16 protein-coding genes, 1 tRNA gene and 1 pseudogene are annotated in these 16,647 nt (G+C 37.1%); 7 read left to right on the forward strand and 11 right to left on the reverse strand.

Going from position 1 to position 16,647, the window contains the following annotated elements; genetic code table 11:
* Nucleotides 1-431: integrase core domain-containing protein (locus tag HXN26_RS05910; protein ID WP_337954478.1), on the forward strand; the 431-nt coding region annotated here is incomplete at its 5' end.
* A gap of 19 nt (nt 432-450) precedes the next feature.
* Here the strand turns inward: HXN26_RS05910 and HXN26_RS05915 are convergent.
* The 5 genes and pseudogenes from HXN26_RS05915 to HXN26_RS05935 all read right to left on the reverse strand — a co-directional run.
* Nucleotides 451-1,188: pseudogene (locus HXN26_RS05915) on the reverse strand (IS5 family transposase); the annotation flags it as partial.
* A 111-nt stretch (nt 1,189-1,299) separates the two neighbouring features.
* Nucleotides 1,300-1,752, reverse strand: a complete 453-nt coding sequence (locus HXN26_RS05920) for a hypothetical protein (protein ID WP_273159536.1) — start codon at nt 1,750-1,752, stop codon at nt 1,300-1,302.
* 66 nt (nt 1,753-1,818) lie between these two features.
* Nucleotides 1,819-2,076 carry an integrase core domain-containing protein gene (locus HXN26_RS05925; RefSeq protein ID WP_273159576.1) on the reverse strand — a complete coding sequence of 86 codons (258 nt, stop codon included), beginning with the start codon at nt 2,074-2,076 and terminating at the stop codon, nt 1,819-1,821.
* 6 nt (nt 2,077-2,082) lie between these two features.
* The gene (locus HXN26_RS05930) at nt 2,083-3,003 is read right to left on the reverse strand and encodes an IS256 family transposase, variant Zn-binding type (RefSeq protein WP_420541269.1); all 921 of its coding nucleotides are present in this window, start codon (nt 3,001-3,003) and stop codon (nt 2,083-2,085) included.
* 154 nt (nt 3,004-3,157) lie between these two features.
* Nucleotides 3,158-3,232: transfer RNA gene (locus HXN26_RS05935), tRNA-Pro, on the reverse strand.
* A 157-nt stretch (nt 3,233-3,389) separates the two neighbouring features.
* Here HXN26_RS05935 and HXN26_RS05940 point away from each other — a divergent pair.
* The 5 genes from HXN26_RS05940 to tsaE all read left to right on the forward strand — a co-directional run bounded on the left by HXN26_RS05940 (nt 3,390) and on the right by tsaE (nt 10,838).
* A complete protein-coding gene (locus HXN26_RS05940; protein ID WP_273159540.1) occupies nt 3,390-4,643 on the forward strand; it encodes a 3-phosphoshikimate 1-carboxyvinyltransferase in 1,254 nt (417 codons plus the stop codon).
* A gap of 19 nt (nt 4,644-4,662) precedes the next feature.
* Complete coding sequence (locus tag HXN26_RS05945) at nt 4,663-5,061, forward strand: hypothetical protein (RefSeq protein ID WP_025000102.1); 399 nt, start codon at nt 4,663-4,665, stop codon at nt 5,059-5,061.
* 71 nt (nt 5,062-5,132) lie between these two features.
* The gene (gene porW, locus HXN26_RS05950; protein WP_273159543.1) at nt 5,133-8,753 is read left to right on the forward strand and encodes a type IX secretion system periplasmic lipoprotein PorW/SprE; all 3,621 of its coding nucleotides are present in this window, start codon (nt 5,133-5,135) and stop codon (nt 8,751-8,753) included.
* A gap of 72 nt (nt 8,754-8,825) precedes the next feature.
* The gene (porX, locus tag HXN26_RS05955; protein ID WP_025000100.1) at nt 8,826-10,421 is read left to right on the forward strand and encodes a T9SS response regulator signal transducer PorX; all 1,596 of its coding nucleotides are present in this window, start codon (nt 8,826-8,828) and stop codon (nt 10,419-10,421) included.
* Between the two features lie 6 nt (nt 10,422-10,427).
* The gene (tsaE, locus tag HXN26_RS05960) at nt 10,428-10,838 is read left to right on the forward strand and encodes a tRNA (adenosine(37)-N6)-threonylcarbamoyltransferase complex ATPase subunit type 1 TsaE (protein ID WP_273159546.1); all 411 of its coding nucleotides are present in this window, start codon (nt 10,428-10,430) and stop codon (nt 10,836-10,838) included.
* A 206-nt stretch (nt 10,839-11,044) separates the two neighbouring features.
* Here the strand turns inward: tsaE and HXN26_RS05965 are convergent, their stop codons facing one another.
* From HXN26_RS05965 to HXN26_RS05980, 4 genes are all read right to left on the reverse strand, one after another.
* Entirely contained in the window at nt 11,045-11,872 is an 828-nt protein-coding gene (locus HXN26_RS05965; RefSeq protein ID WP_273159548.1) for a hypothetical protein, read from the reverse strand.
* A gap of 201 nt (nt 11,873-12,073) precedes the next feature.
* A complete protein-coding gene (gene pyrH / locus HXN26_RS05970; protein WP_273159550.1) occupies nt 12,074-12,784 on the reverse strand; it encodes a UMP kinase in 711 nt (236 codons plus the stop codon).
* Nucleotides 12,771-13,562 carry a biotin--[acetyl-CoA-carboxylase] ligase gene (locus HXN26_RS05975; RefSeq protein ID WP_025000096.1) on the reverse strand — a complete coding sequence of 264 codons (792 nt, stop codon included), beginning with the start codon at nt 13,560-13,562 and terminating at the stop codon, nt 12,771-12,773. The genes pyrH and HXN26_RS05975 overlap by 14 nt, the downstream gene beginning before the upstream one ends.
* 40 nt (nt 13,563-13,602) lie before the next feature.
* On the reverse strand, nt 13,603-13,965 hold the full coding sequence (locus HXN26_RS05980; RefSeq protein WP_025000095.1) for a YraN family protein: 363 nt from the start codon (nt 13,963-13,965) through the stop codon (nt 13,603-13,605).
* Between the two features lie 113 nt (nt 13,966-14,078).
* On the opposite strand from HXN26_RS05980, the gene HXN26_RS05985 reads away from it, so the two are divergent.
* Nucleotides 14,079-14,531, forward strand: a complete 453-nt coding sequence (locus HXN26_RS05985) for a nucleoside deaminase (RefSeq protein ID WP_273159552.1) — start codon at nt 14,079-14,081, stop codon at nt 14,529-14,531.
* Nucleotides 14,532-14,900: 369 nt separating this feature from the next.
* On the opposite strand, the gene HXN26_RS05990 is transcribed toward HXN26_RS05985, so the two are convergent.
* On the reverse strand, nt 14,901-15,791 hold the full coding sequence (locus tag HXN26_RS05990; protein ID WP_025000093.1) for a Cbp1 family collagen-binding glycoprotein adhesin: 891 nt from the start codon (nt 15,789-15,791) through the stop codon (nt 14,901-14,903).
* Between the two features lie 35 nt (nt 15,792-15,826).
* Nucleotides 15,827-16,531 carry a 16S rRNA (cytidine(1402)-2'-O)-methyltransferase gene (gene rsmI / locus HXN26_RS05995; RefSeq protein ID WP_273159554.1) on the reverse strand — a complete coding sequence of 235 codons (705 nt, stop codon included), beginning with the start codon at nt 16,529-16,531 and terminating at the stop codon, nt 15,827-15,829.
* Nucleotides 16,532-16,647: the final 116 nt, after the last annotated feature.

Below are 16,647 nucleotides of genomic sequence, written 5' to 3' on the forward strand. Positions count from 1 at the left end.
CAATAGATAAAGCAATTAAGAAGGCAGGAGTTACATTCCAGAATCCTCCTTGTCTATTATCAGATAATGGACCATGTTATATTGCTTCCTCTCTCAAACAGTATCTCTGTAAGGAATATAATATCAAGCATATCCATGGCAAACCCTTGCATCCTCAGACGCAGGGAAAGATAGAACGATATCACAGATCGATGAAAAATGTGATTAAGCTAAATCATTATTTTTGTCCCTCTGAATTGGAAAATGCTATCGATGGGTGGGTGAAATATTATAATGAGAGAAGGTTTCATGAATCGTTAGATAATCTTACACCCAAAGACGTATATTTAGGGCAAGGGGAGAAAATCAAAAAGATAAGAGAAATAATAAAGCAAAATTCAATCAAAAAAAGAATTTTTGATAATAAAACAATGAAATATCAGAGTAAATAACTACATTTGCAGTTGTGCACTTTTGTTTGACAACGTACAACTCAAACATCTTCTCATATCCTTTCCTTCCCCCAAGATTACGCTCTAGCTCTCTTACTAATCTACCTGCTATGGTCTTGAGTTGCCTATCTGCCTTAAGAGCTTTCTTACGATTCTTGGGATGATTACGAAAACGTTGGGAACGGTAAATGCCTTTCAAGGTACGCGTATAACTCTGTCGTAGAGGAAGACAATTGTCATGAACTATCTTCAGAACGTTTTTGATTATCTTTTTATGCAACTTCGCATCTGTAGGATAGGTTATATTCTTCTCCTGCACGGTAGAATCAATGAAAGCCGTATCAAAATGATCTTCGTTATCATGGTCGGTATTAACGCGGATGCTCTCGGCTAATATTAACTCCATACCTTTTTCACCTATACGATTTCTGAAGTGAACTAACTCGGAAGCGTCACAGGGTTGTTTTGGCATAAATTCAAGTCCACCACAGAAATATTGGTAGTAAGCATTCTCGCTCCATTGAGAAACTACCATTTCATCTGACACATTGCGCAGATGTTTTAAAATTAAAAGACCACACATCAAGCGAATAGGATGAGCAGGGCGACCGTTAGTGCTGCAATACAAAGGAGAGAAAGCATTTTCAAAACATTCCCAATTAATCTTATTACTAAGTTGGAAAAGAGGATGTTCATGGCTAAGCATGTCCTCTAAAGAAGAGAACATAGAGAGCTGTTTAGATGTACGTTTAAGCATAAATATCTGCAAGAATTATAGTGTAAAGGTACAAAAACTTGCAGATATAAACAAATAATTTGCAGCATAATATACTATGAGTCAGCGGAATATTAGGCTTTTAAGGGTAGACTAATTATTTGCAAAAGTAATCCTTTTTAATCCATACTTCTGATAGTTTTGAACATAATCCTTTATTTCATCTGTATTTTTTAATTTGTTTATTATTACTAATGGATTTGTAAATTTAATCAATGGCTCACTAATTGAGCTTTCCGGTACAAAAAAGGTTATTGTTTGTATACTGTCAGTCTTATAAAAAACATCATTTGAGTAAAAGATATAATCACTATCTTTATTTGGAATGTTTTTATTTGACATAGATAAAACAATTTCCTCGTGGTTTCCCGCCACACCCCAATTTCTCGCTTTAATATATATTGGCTTTCCAACTTTCTCCAAATTAAGGGCAATAATATTCTCATTTGATGGCATAAAGCTTTCTTTTCCCCATTTATAGTATAGGTAACCACCAATAATTAGAAATACTATTATAAGTATTATAAAAGTTTTTATTCTACTCATAAGTACTATTTTTTCTTTTTTCCAAAGTGTACGTTGTCAAACAAAAGTGCACAACTGCAAATGTAGTTATTTACTCTGATATTTCATTGTTTTATTATTAAAAATTCTTTTGTTGATTGAATTTTGCTTTATTATTTCTCTTATCTTTTTGATTTTCTCCCCTTGCCCCAAATATACATCTCTAGGTGTAAGATTATCTAACGATTCATGAAACCTTCTCTCATTATAATATTTCACCCACCCATCGATAGCATTTTCCAATTCAGAGGGACAAAAATAATGATTTAGGGCATAAGTGACAAAAAGAGACCTAAAACATCTTATATCCCTTTATCTACAAGGGGAATGAGCCTTTAAAAAGTCTTGAATAATGACTTTTCTCCTTTCTTTGCTAATGCCCTTATGTAGGTTTAATTTTGCTTTCAAAGTAGAGTTGAGTGCTTCCAATTCATTGTTTGTATTCGGCATTTGCAACTCAGGGAAGTCATAGAATGTCCACAACCGCGGCATATTCCTCTTTAAGCTTAAATATGCGCTTCTTGTGTTCTTATGCACATAATGCATTTTCCCATCTACTCCTTTTGCCCTTTCGTTTATAAAGTCCTTCCATTTCTCATGCCATGCAGTCAAAGCTCCTATAAAAGAATCTTTGTCTGTATGGCAAAACATTTTAGCTATGCCTAGCAAGTCTTGTGACGCTTGTAATTTGGGGTGCAATGTCAGTTTTGTTCTTATAGTCATAAGCTGGTGGAACTGGCAATGTTGGAATCTGTATTGGTGGAACTCTTGACGAAGCCCTTTTAAGCTATCGCTCACTATGCATAAAACATTATATCCATGCAACTCAAGATATGAAATACCTTCTCTGTAATCTGCAATTGTTTCTTTCTTGTCAATGAACTTATACCATAGCACACGACCCGATATGTGATCTTTCATTATAACAACACCAAACCTTCTTCCCCAGTAAGTAGCATTCATTAAGACTACAACATTACTAGAAACTAATTTAGGTCGGTTCTCCTTGTATTCTGATGACAGATAGCGGTGAATCGTACGAATTGATACGCCAAATTCTCTGGCAAGGTCGCATACAGTCAGATTCCCTAAGGAATATGTAGAATTAACATCTTCCTTTGTCAAGCGACGACGTCCTATAAAATAGAGTTTACAGCCTTTGCAAAACCAACGCTGATAACCATTCTCCTTACCCTTTTTAATGGTGCGATGAGAACCGCAATAAAAGCAGATTTTTTGTCATCGAAAAGTTTTTTGCTCAAAACTATAGTAAATAAAGGGATTAAAAGAGATTTTAGGTCTCTTTTTGTCACTTATGCCCGGATTAGAGAAACATAAAAAATAAAAGTGCAAAAGTTTAAGATGCCAACCTTTACACTTTTATTAGTCGGGATGACTGGACTCGAACCAGCGACCACTGGTCCCCCAGACCAGCATTCTAAACCTACTGAACTACATCCCGTTTGATTTAGTGGTGCAAAATTAGCTACTTTTTAAGAGATTAGCAAACTTTTAGAGTTATTTTTCCAAGTTCCAAACTTTTCTTTGTATTTTTGTATAGTAAAAAAATAGCTTCTTACAGCCATAAAAACGTTGGATAAATTTAACCGGTAAATACAATGCAATACAAAATAATGCCCCCTTCACATATTGAAAATACAATACAGCTTCCCGCTTCGAAAAGCATTAGTAATCGAGCACTCATTATACATGCACTCGCAGGAGGTAATATAATGCCCGAAAACCTTTCTACTTGTGATGATACAGCAGTTATAGCACGTGCTTTTAAAGATAATCCATATGAAATTGATATAATGGCTGCTGGAACGGCCATGCGCTTTATGACTGCCTACTTATCTGTTGCGGAGGGCGAGCACGTACTAACAGGAACTGAACGCATGAAGCAACGTCCAATAAAAATATTAGTGGATGCGCTGCGTTTTCTTGGAGCGGACATCCAATATATTGGCGAAGAAGGTTTCCCACCATTGCGTATCAAGGGTAAAAAACTAAAAGGAGGCAGAGTAGAAGTTGCAGGAAATGTTAGTTCTCAGTATGTTTCAGCATTATTAATGATAGGTCCGACATTAGAAGATGGACTTGAACTGAAACTTTTGGGCAATGTAATTTCACGTCCTTATATAGACCTTACGCTCAACTTAATGCACGAATACGGAGCTGATGCTGAATGGACTGATGTTGACACAATCACTATTCGTCCCAAACAATACGAGGAACGTAATTATACTATAGAAAACGATTGGACAGCAGCCAGCTATTGGTATGCTATACTTACTTTGCTAAATGATAGGAAATCGCACATTTGCTTCCCTGGATTAAAAAATGGCTCGCGTCAAGGCGACTCTGCTGCAAAATATATATTCTCGTTGTTGGGAATCAAAACGAATTTTGCTGATAAAGAAATGGATGAACTTACGGATGTTACAATTATTCGTAAACCACAAATTTTACCTCGTTTGGAATATGATTTCAAAAATCAGCCCGATTTAGCACAAACCTTAATTGCTTTATGCCCTATCATGAACATTCCTTTTAAGTTCATGGGATTAAGCAGTTTAAAACTGAAAGAAACTGACCGAATTGAGGCTATGAAGATTGAAATGGCAAAATTAGGTTATGTATTACACGATTCAGAAGATTCTGAAATTTCATGGAATGGTGAACGTTGTGAAGTGGCAAATCCAATTATAATAGACACATATAAAGACCATCGAATGGCAATGGCCTTTGCTCCTATTAGTATTAAGTTAGGAGAACTTACCATTAACAATCCAGAAGTAGTTTCAAAGTCGTATCCACACTTTTGGGACGATTTACGAAAAGCAGGATTTTCTATCGAAGAAATAAAATAAAAACAAAGCTGATTGTATCATGGATATTATATTTATAGGCATATTGGCACTTCTCGGAATGGGCTTAATTGTAGGCATTTCAACTTGGATTAGCCGACGCAATAACAATGAACCCGATATCATAGTACCCGCTTCTGGTGATTGTGCTACTTGCAGCGGTATTGACGAAAGTTGCGAACAAACATGTGTGATGGTGGCTGCAACAAAAGGAATAGAGTATTACGATGACGAGGAACTCGATCGTTTTAAAGGAAAAGATTCAAACGAATATACCGACGAGGAGGCTGACGAATTTTCAGAAGTACTTTATACAATGCGTCCAGAAGAAGCAAAAGGATGGAACAGAAGTCTGATTCTTCGTGGAATAAATGTTCCCAATCAAATAAAAGACGAACTTATAACAATGATAGAAGGCTAACAAAAAAGAAAATACTATAAGTAATCGGCCCAAAAGACAATAAAAACGGGCTTTTATGAGTTTATAATTACGTGAAGTTAAGATACACAAAATATATTTATGTCGCATTTGTAGCAATACTTGCTGTTTTTATTGCAAGTTGTTCTACAAAGAATAACACCTCGCAATCGCGATGGTGGCATGCCTTTAATGCCAAGTATAATACTTATTATAATGGTGCAGAAGCATATATCGACGCATCGTTGGAAAAAGAAAATGGCAATAAAGATAACTTCACTGAAATGATTCCACTATACACTGTAGGTAATAAATCTAGCAAGGAATTAGGAAGTAGCAACTTTGAACGAGCTATCGAAAAAGCTGAAAAGGCTATAGCACGACATAGTATTAAGAAAAAACCAGAGTGGAACAAATCTAGACGAAAAACCGAAAAAGATATAGAATGGCTATCGCGCAGAGAATATAATCCATATCTTTGGAAAGCATGGATGCTTATGGGACGTTCGCAATTCCATAAAGGTTCTTTCGAAGAAGCTGCTACTACATTTGCTTACATGAGTAGACTCTATAGAACTCAACCTGCAATTTATGGAAAGGCTCGAGCTTGGCTTGCAAAATCGTATATTGAGGCTGGTTGGCTTTATGATGCTGAAGATGTAATCCGTAATATGCAACGTGATTCTATAGATTGGAGAGCTGTACGCGAATGGGATAATACACTTGCAGATTATTATATTCATACTGGCGAACTTGAGAAAGCAGTCCCTTACTTACGTAAAGTTATTAAATACGAAATGCGACGCAAACAAAAGGCTCGCGAATGGTATCTTATGGGACAAATTCAAGCTGCTCTTGGAAATAAAGATGCAGCATATAATGCTTTCCAACATGTTATTCGTTCTAATCCACCTTATGAATTAGAATTTAATGCACGCATTGCAGCAACCGAAGTTATGGCAGCTGGACAAGCCAAACAAATGGTAAGTCGCTTAAAACGTATGGTTGTTTCTGACAAAAACAAAGAATACCTTGATCAGGTTTACTATGCAATGGGCAACATTTACCTTACCAATAAGGACACAACAAATGCTATATCTGCCTACGAGCAAGGAAATAAAAAATCTACACGTAACGGAATAGAAAAAGGAGTTTTACTATTGCGACTTGGCGACTTATACTGGGCAAAGGAAAAGTTCAGTGATGCTCGCCGATGTTATAACGAAGCTCTTGGATTATTAGATAAAGATCGCAAAGATTATGAGTTATTGTCTGAACGCACAAAGGTTCTTGACGAACTAACACCACATATAGAAGCTGTGCATTTACAGGACTCTCTACAATATCTTGCTAAATGTTCGGAAACAGAACGTTTGGCAGCAATTGACAGAGTAATAAGCGAACTTAAAAAGAAAGAAAAGGAAGAGCGAAATAGATTAGCAGAGCAAGAAGCTGCGCAACAATTATCACAAAATGGAGGCATAAACGCCGATAATGATAACGAACTTCAACGTCCGAATCGTCCTAATAGACAACAACAAGATGCTACATGGTATTTCTATAACCCTATGGCAGTACAACAAGGTAAAACAACCTTCCAACAATTGTGGGGTAAACGTGAAAACATAGACAACTGGCAACGCGTCAATAAAACAGTTGTTGGTAGCTCAAACAATAATCTTGAACTTACCGATGCCCAAAGAGATTCTATTGCAAAAGAAGAAGCAAAGTTAGATTCAATAACTAATAAAAAGGATTCGGCACAGAACGACCCTCATCAACGAGCATATTATCTTGCGCAAATACCATTTACTCCAGAACAATTAGCTGAGAGCAATAAAATACTTCAAGTTGGTTTACACCATTCTGGTGTAATTTTTAAGGACCGTTTAGATAATCTTCGATTAGCAGAAAAGACTCTTCGTCGTGTTAGCGATAATTATCCAGACTACGAACAGATGGACGATGTGTACTATCATCTATATCTTTTATATATGCGTAAGAACGAATCTGTCCTTGCAAATAGCTACATAGATAAACTAAAAACACATTATCCGAAGAGTCAATGGACTGTTTTGCTTACCGACCCATACTTTAAGGAGAATGCAAAGTTTGGCGAGCATATTGAGGATTCACTTTATGCATCTACATACGAAGCATTTAAGAATAATCGTTTTGGAGAAGTTGCGGCTAATAAACGCATTTCTGACGACCGATTCCCAATGGGTTCAAATCGTGATAAATTTTTATTTATTGGTGGTCTGAGTAAACTTAACCAAGGGGATATCAATGGTTGTTTAGACGATATGAAGGTAGTTGTTGAAAAATACCCACAAAGTCGAATTAGCGAAATGGCGGGAATGATAGTTAACGGCGTAAAGACTGGTAAAAAAATCCACAATTCTAAATTCGACCTTGGCGATGTTTGGAACTATCGAACCAATGTTTTGAACGACAGCGATAGTATTAAGCAAGTGAGATTCTCGCCTAATAGAGATATAGACTTCAAATTTATTATAGTTTATCACCCTGACTCTTTATCAGAGAACAAACTATTATTTGAAATGGCAAGATTCAATTTCACAAGTTTCTATGTACGTAATTTCGAAATAGATATAGAGGATATTGAAGGTTTGCACCAAATGAAATTGTCTGGTTTTAGAAGTTTCGATGAGGCTTTCCAATATGCACGTCAGCTTTTTAACAATAAGAATATAACAGCTCAGCTAAGCAAAAATACGAAAGCTATTATTATTAGCGACAAGAACTTGAAACTAATTGGAACAGCATTCAGTTATAAAGATTACGAAAACTTCTATGCTAAGAACTTTGCACCTTTACAAGTGACGACACGTTACCTGCTTTCTGAGCCTGCTGAAGTTGCAACACCACGTGAAAAAGAACGTGATTTGCAAGAAGAAATAGAAAGAAGGAATCCAACAGAAACTGACCTCAACGCACGAGAACAATCATTAGAGCCAGTAGACAAGGGTATGACAATACCTCTTGAAGAAGAAGAAAAATCATCTGAAAAGAAGGTTCTGAATCCTACTGATGTTGTGATTCCGGTTGAAGATAGTGAGAAGAAAAAAGATTCTAAGACTCCTATAGATAATACGGGAATGGTAATTCCAACTGAGGAAACAGAAAAGAAGAAGGAACCCAAGAATACCATTGAGAGTACAGAAATGGAGATTCCAACAGAGGATACAGAAAAGAAAAAAGACTCAAAGAACTCTATTGAAAATACTGAAATGGTTATTCCTGTAGAGAAAGCTGTCCCTCAGAAATCGCAACCAAAACCAATTGAACATAAAAAAGAAGAGAAACCTGCAAATAAGAGTAATCAAAAGGTTTCAACAATAGACAATAATGTGATGGTAATTCCTATGGATTCTGAAACAGCTTTGCCTAAGAATACAACTGGCAATTCAACAAATAAGCCTGCAACAACAAACGCAAAGGAAAACCAGAAACCATCGGATAAGCAAAAACAGCAACCTGTTCAAAATAATCAGAAAGCCCAAAATCCTGTCGAAAAGAAAGAACAGACGAAGAAAAAGAATTTAGATGGGCCTGAAATATACTTCGAGGATGATGCTAAACCTGCGGAAAAGAAAAAGAAAAATCCGCAAAAACAACAACCGCTCGATTATGATTTCGATGATGAATACTACGATTTAGGTGGCTTTTAGTGAAAACCGGAATCCTGATAAAAGGATAATAGGACAGAGTTTTAAATAAGAATAAGAAAGGAAAAAGAATATATGAGCAACGGACTTTTATTATGGGTAGATGATGAAATAGAACTTCTTAAGGCCCATATCATATTTCTTGAAAAAAAAGGATACGAGGTTGTTACTGTTAGCAATGGTGCTGATGCAATAGAACAATGCCGAACTCAAACATTCGACCTTGTATTGCTTGATGAGCAAATGCCCGGTCTATCAGGACTTGAAACCCTGCAGAAGATGAAAGAAATACAATCTGCCACGCCCATTGTTATGGTAACGAAAAGCGAGGAGGAAAATATTATGAACCAAGCTATCGGTGCTAAGATAGCCGATTACTTGATTAAGCCCGTAAATCCAAGTCAGATATTGCTGACATTAAAAAAGAATATCCATCGAAAAGAGATTGTAACTGAAGTTACACAAATAGGTTATCAGCAGGAATATCAACAACTTGCAATGCAAATAAGTGACTGCCGTGACTTCAACGACTGGGTAGATGTTTACAAACGATTAGTGAAATGGGAATTAGAACTTAGCAGTGCAGATAGCAATATGACCGAAATGCTCACAATGCAGAAAGAAGATGCAAATAACGGATTTGCTAAATATATTGCAAAAAACTATCTTGACTGGGTTGAACCAAACGATGAAAAAAATAAGGAAAAGTCATCTCGCCCTCTCATGAGTCCCGATATATTCAAAAATCGTATATTTCCGACAATAGATAAAGGTGAGAAAGTTTTCCTAATCGTAATTGATAACCTTCGGTTAGATCAATGGCGTATCTTATCAGAAGAACTTGCTGAACTATTCGATATAGAGGAAGACCTTTATATGAGCATACTTCCAACTGCAACACAATATGCTCGTAATGCTATATTCAGTGGTCTTATGCCGCTTCAGATTGCCAAAATGTTCCCCGACTTATGGGTAGATGAGGATGAGGAAGAAGGCAAGAACTTAAACGAGAAACCACTTATTCAAACGCAAATAGACAGATATCGTCGCCACGATAAGTTCTCTTATCATAAGATTTTCGACTCTAATGGTGCAGAAAAGTTTATGCAGCAACTTAATAATTTGCAACAAAACGACTTGAATGTATTGGTTGTAAACTTCATAGACATGCTTTCTCATGCTCGCACAGAGATGAAAATGATTCGCGAACTGGCGAGCGACGAAAGTGCTTACCGTTCTTTAACCCTTAGTTGGTTTAGACATAACGTTCTTTCCGACGTATTCCGAGAGTTGGCTAAGTCTGAATTCAAAATCATTCTGACGACAGACCACGGTTCTATTCGCACCACTAAACCGGTTAAAATTATTGGTGATAGAAACACAAATACTAACCTTCGTTACAAGTTAGGCAAGAACTTGAACTATAATTCAAAAGAAGTTTTCACTATAAAGAAACCTCAACAGGCACAACTTCCTGCTCCAAACCTTAGCACAAGCTATGTTTTTGCAACAGGAGATAGTTTCTTTGCTTACCCAAACAACTATAATTATTACGTGTCATATTATAAAGACACATTCCAACATGGAGGTATTTCTATTGAGGAAATGATAGTTCCGCTTATAACACTGACACCTAAGAGTGTCAAACTTACACAGAACTCAAAAAGATAACAAACAATGGAGATTAAAATAGAAAGCCTTGCAACCATTCACGAGGCTGCAAAAAAGTTTATAAACAATATTGGTGAGAACAAGGTCTTTGCCTTTTATGGTAAGATGGGTGCTGGAAAAACAACTTTTACCAAAGCCATTTGCGAAGTTTTAGGTGTGGAAGACGTGATTACTTCGCCTACTTTCGCCATCGTAAACGAATATACCGACGGTAAGGGTAGCCCTATTTACCATTTCGACTTCTATCGCATCAAGAAGTTGGAAGAGGTCTACGACATGGGTTATGAAGACTATTTCTATAGCGGACACCTTTGTTTATTGGAATGGCCAGAGCTGATTGAGGATATTTTACCAGAGAATGCTGTCAAAGTAAGAATAGAAGAACAAACTGACGGAACACGTTTGGTTTCATTCTAATCTAACTTTTAGAAACAACTATCTCCTATTTGTAAATTCAACATTATAGGTAAGAATTAAAAATATGACGTCATATTTGTCTGAATATGACATCATATTATGCTATGTTACTCGCATCTTATATCCTTCAAATAAGAGTTTCCAAAACAATTCTGCAGGACTATCACTCGCAAACAGATGCACTTTTCTTACAGCATTAAGTATCATTAATGTTTTATTAACTTTGTACTTATAATAGTTTGGGTATGCGGATAATAAGTAACTAGGTAGTGTACTGGCTTCCCACCATTGATTAAACCTTCTCTAAAGCCACGCCCACGTAAACCTTTGGCATCGGTTTCATGGATAAATTGGTCTGCTGAAAATGCCTTATCTCCCACTAATACCCCATGTAGCATCTGGTCGACTACATCTACCTCGCTCTGCGAGACATGAAAATGATAATACTTTTTAAATCCCCACTCGTCTTTTTCTTTATAACTAGTGAAGAACAAAGTAAATTCTCCGCCTCCTGTTTTAGGGAACAGCCAACTATAACGTTGTTTTGAGCTAAATTCATAATGCTTATACAACACCTCATTTAAAATCATTTTCTCTGTTTTCGGTTCACTTATCAAGTCTTTCACGTAATTAAACACACCCATACCGCCTCCAATAAACGCTGCAATAGCCAAGACTGCAATGAGGAACAATCCAAGTTTAGCAGCATTTTTGCGCCACTTTCGCTCTTCAATTTCAAAATTTCGTCTTCGGTGACGGTCTTCATAAGTGGTTATTCTATTCATCTTAACAGTTACGACTATAATCAACACAGGGTAGACAAAAAACATTGCAGGTGTGGATCTTAAAATAAGTTGCCACAGCAAGCCTTTATAACCAACCGTCGGAACCCCCGACAAATTATCATAAACGATAAGAAACAGCTGCAAAATAGCCATCGTGATGTATATCGTGATACGCACTCTACACCACCAATAGCTACGTTGACGCCTGTAACTTTCCTCTCTTTGTTGGCTCGTTATCTTCTTCGACATGGTCTATATAATTCAACTTTAATTATAATCGTTCAGCGTTCTGTACTGTTCTAACAAATTATCTGTTTTATTCTTGAAGGCCTAGCACACTATGTAAAAACAACATAACATACAAAATGCTAACAAGCAAACAAAAAGAAAACAGGAAGCAATAGTTATAAAATCTTTCTTTTGAATATCGGTCTATTGACAGATTGGGGTTTAATTATGCACCAAAGTGCCAATATCTTCTCCGTCAATTACTTTCTTTAAGTTTCCAACAATATCCATATTGAACACATAGATAGGAAGATTATTTTCCTTGCACATGGTTGTAGCAGTAAGGTCCATAACCTTCAAACCTTTATTGTATATCTCATCGTAAGTTATTGCGGTAAACTTAGTAGCTGTAGGGTCCTTCTCTGGGTCTGCCGTATAAACACCATCTACTCGTGTACCCTTCAACATTACGTCGGCTTCTATCTCTATACCACGCAAGCTTGAACCTGTATCGGTAGTGAAATAAGGGTTACCTGTTCCAGCAGAGAAAATACAGATATAGCCAGCTTCGAGAGCTTCAACAGCTTTCCATTTACTATAAAACTCACCAATAGGTTCCATACGGATTGCTGTCATTACCTTCGACTTCACACCAAAAGCTCCCAAAGCAGAGCTTAACGCGAGCGAATTAATTACCGTTGCGCACATACCCATCTGGTCTCCTTTTACTCTATCAAAGCCTTTTTGGCTGCCTGATAGTCCACGAAAGATATTACCACCGCCAATTACAATACCAATTTGCACACCCATATCGTGTATTTCCTTTATCTGACGTGCATAATCTTCAAGGCGTTCTGCATCAATGCCATATCCTTGTTTACCCATTAAACTCTCGCCCGAAAGCTTTAAGAGAATTCTTTTAAATCTTGCCATACTTTATTTCTTTAAATTCGTAACTTCTTATCATTCCTTCACGGTCGCGAAGTATAAGGTGTCCGTCGTCCTCAACTTCTACAATAGCACCTTCAAACACCGTTCCGTCTGTTTCTTCGTAAGGATAAAAGCCTTTTGAACGATACAATACTGCATGATACATAGCTGATAGTTCGCCATAGTTAGCGCTTCTAATTAACTCGTAGTTTCGTTCAAACGAGGCTATAATCTTTTGCAAGAGTTCTTCTTTATTCACTTCTTTGCCTAATATCTGACATAGAGAAATAGGATTAGGAGCATCACTTATAAATTCAGTTTGGTTTACATTCAGTCCAACTCCAAACACGCAGTCTTTAATTCTACCACCGCTTAACTTAGTTTCTATCAGCGTACCGCTTAGCTTTTTATCGTTCCAATATATATCGTTCGGCCATTTCAGCGTAATGCTACCTTCGTCCACATAGTCTGTCAATGCTTCTCTTAATGATAATGCACCATATTCAGACAACAGAAACTGACAGGCAACAGGCACTTCAACAGGGTGCAAAAGAACAGAAAATAAGAGATTCTTTCCTGATTCACTCTCCCAACTATTAGTTCCTTGCCCACGTCCTGCAGTCTGAAAATCGGCAACTGCCACTGTCATTGGCTCTCCGTCTGATGGCGAATAAGTCTTCAGAAAATCATTAGTACTGCTGATTGTCTCCAATCGTACAATCTTTGTTGTAGACTTCTTTTCCTTTTGGAAAGCTGCTTTTATCTTATGAATGAGGTTCATAAAAGTAAATACATTATATCATTATTCTGCAAATCTTCGATCATATAAATGGAAGAAAAGCATCTTTAGTGTGACGGATTTCATATTTATCGGGCGTTCCAACTATCGTAATTATATCGAAACGCAGCACTCTATCAATACGATGACCCTTTACATAAGCATTTGCTGCAATAGAAACAGAACGAATTTTCTGTGTTGTTACAGCCTCATCAGCATTGACAAAACGCTCATTTCTTCGTGTTTTAACCTCTACAAACACATAAACATCGTTTTCTATAGCAACAATATCCAAATCACGCTGACCACATTTCCAGTCTCTTTCCACGATTCTGTAGCCCTCGCGCATCAAATATTCACACGCTATCTGCTCGCCCCATTTACCTGTTTCGTTGTGTAATGCCATATTATTATCGAACTAATAGATTGCCTGTCTATTGTTATCATAGTACAAAGATAGAGGTTTTTTCTGAATTATAGAATTAATATTGTAAATTTGCGACGATATAATATACATATATGAGCACCGAAGAACAAATAAAAAAAGACGACTATTATATGGGACGTGCTTTGGCATTAGCCGAAGAAGCCTACAATAAAGGTGAGATTCCTGTAGGCGCCGTAATAGTGTGTCGCGACAAAATAATTGCACGTGCACACAATCTAACAGAGGCACTGACCGATGTTACTGCACATGCTGAAATGCAAGTAATAACAATGTCGGCCAACGAATTAGGTGGGAAATACTTGCAAGACTGCACGCTATACGTAACAGTAGAACCTTGTATCATGTGTGCAGGTGCATTAGGCTGGTCGCAAATAAAGCGAGTTGTCTATGGCTGCGCCGACGAAAAGCGAGGTTTTTCAGCCTTTGCTCCACACGCACTCCACAAAAAAACAACGGTAACAAAAGGTGTAAGAGAAGAAGAATGTAAAAAGCTTATGCAACAATTCTTCAAAGAACGAAGATAACAAAAACTTACTTAGCCGAAACTCCCAAAAGTTTTAAGTTAACAAGAAAATCATTCTGTTTTTGTAAAGAAAATTACAACAGAAAATAATGATAACACTTTGAAATCGCAAAAGCGGCTATTTTACGTTACAATATAGGCATTTTTACCACGCAAAACAGGCTCTTTTGCATTGCAAAAGAGCCTGTTTTGTAAATCGCTGAAGGTTAAATGGTTACACAGAATTATGTGTCTTGAAAAATATTTACAGTATTCTGATTGTTCCAGCAAACCTCAAACGAAAAATAAGATATAAAGAAAGAGGGACAAAAAACAAAGCGAGCACCTTAAAAAATAAAGTGCTCGCTTTAATCATTGTATTCTACTTTCTTTATTTTACTTGCATTACAAGATACTTACTTGTGCTCCAGAATGTATTTGGATCAGTGATACGAAGAACATATTGACCAGTTGCATCCTTTGCAAGAGAGTAGCTACTGCCTGGGTGTGCAGTTAGCAATGATGCACTCTTGCTATACAATTTAATCTCACGAGTGGTGCGAATATCTATTCTTGTAAAGTAACTCTTGTTGAAACTGCCTTGTAAAACCTTACCATCAGCAAGTATGCGCTGTTCCTTAAGTTCCTTCTTTGTACCAAATACATACCATGCTGTATTCAGTTGCACATCTTGAGAAGAAATGGTTTCGCTCTTTTGCTTAGACTCAGTCTGCAAGTTTGTATTTTCAGTTTCAAGGTTTTGCTTCTCAGTCTTCAGATTAGAAACATCTGTATTCAAGCCTGTAATGGTCTGATCAAGTTCCTTAATATGGATATTCTTTGATGCTAATTCTGCACGAAGCGCCTGCAACTCTTTGTCTTTCTGTGCAAGCTGAGCTGTCATCTGACCAAGTGTCTTCTTCATTTCCTCGCCTTTGAAGCCTGTAGCTTGCAACTGTTGCTGAAGTTTCTTAATCAACTCACGATTCTCTTGCATACGTTGAGCAATGAATTGGATATTCTCTTTTATTTGAGTATTCTTATCTGCTTTCTCTCCTTCCTTTGCTAACGTTACACGATTTTCAGCAGCGTTGATTTCAGCAAAGCCTTGCTGGATCTGATTCAATGTAGCCATCATATCGTTAACCTCGTTATCACGAGCATTGATAATGGCACGCAAAGAATCGTTTTGGATTTCTGCTGGATTAATTGTAGATTTCTCTTGTTTGCAGGAAGCAAGTGCTATAGCACCGCAAGCTGCATAAATTAATAGCTTTTTCATACTCTATTTATTTTCATTCATAATTTCGAAGAATACTAATCTTCGCTAATGCTTTTTTTCTTTCTAATCTTTTCTGTCCCTGCCAATACGATAACGAATTCGCCTCTAGGTGCTATTTCCTTAAAATGAGCAAGCACTTCAGCGAGAGTTCCACGTACACTCTCTTCGTGAAGCTTAGAGATTTCACGGCAACAACTTACCATTCGGCCCTCGCCAAAGACTTCTATAAACTGCTCTAACGTCTTTATTATGCGGTAAGGCGATTCATAAAAGACCATCGTTCTACTTTCTTCGGCAAGACTTTCAATCTGCGTTTTACGTCCTTTCTTCTGCGGCAAAAAACCTTCAAAGCAGAAACGATCACAAGGAAAGCCACTTGAGACCAATGCTGGAACCATAGCTGTAGCCCCGGGGAGGGTCTGAACGGTAATGCCTGCTGCTATAGCTTCGCGCGCCAAGTAGAATCCTGGGTCACTAATGCCTGGCGTGCCTGCATCGGAAATAAGCGCAATGGTTTCGCCTGCCTTTAGTCTATTGACGATTCCTGCTGCTGTTCCATGTTCATTAAACTTATGATGCGCCACCAAATGGTTCTTTATTTCAAAATGTTTTAGCAGAATACCCGACGTGCGAGTATCCTCGCAGAGTATCAAATCCGCTTCTTTGAGAATTCGAAGAGCACGTAATGTAATGTCTTCCATATTCCCCACTGGTGTTGGTACAAGATATAAAATACCCATAAACGTTGCAAATGTAAACCAAAAGTATTGAATGTCAAAATAAATTAGGATTTTTTACATGTCGTTTAAATTCCTATTCATATTTGGTTTCTATCTATTCATTTATTCATACAGTT

The organism is Prevotella aurantiaca (assembly GCF_015262605.1).
Lineage (GTDB): Bacteria > Bacteroidota > Bacteroidia > Bacteroidales > Bacteroidaceae > Prevotella > Prevotella aurantiaca.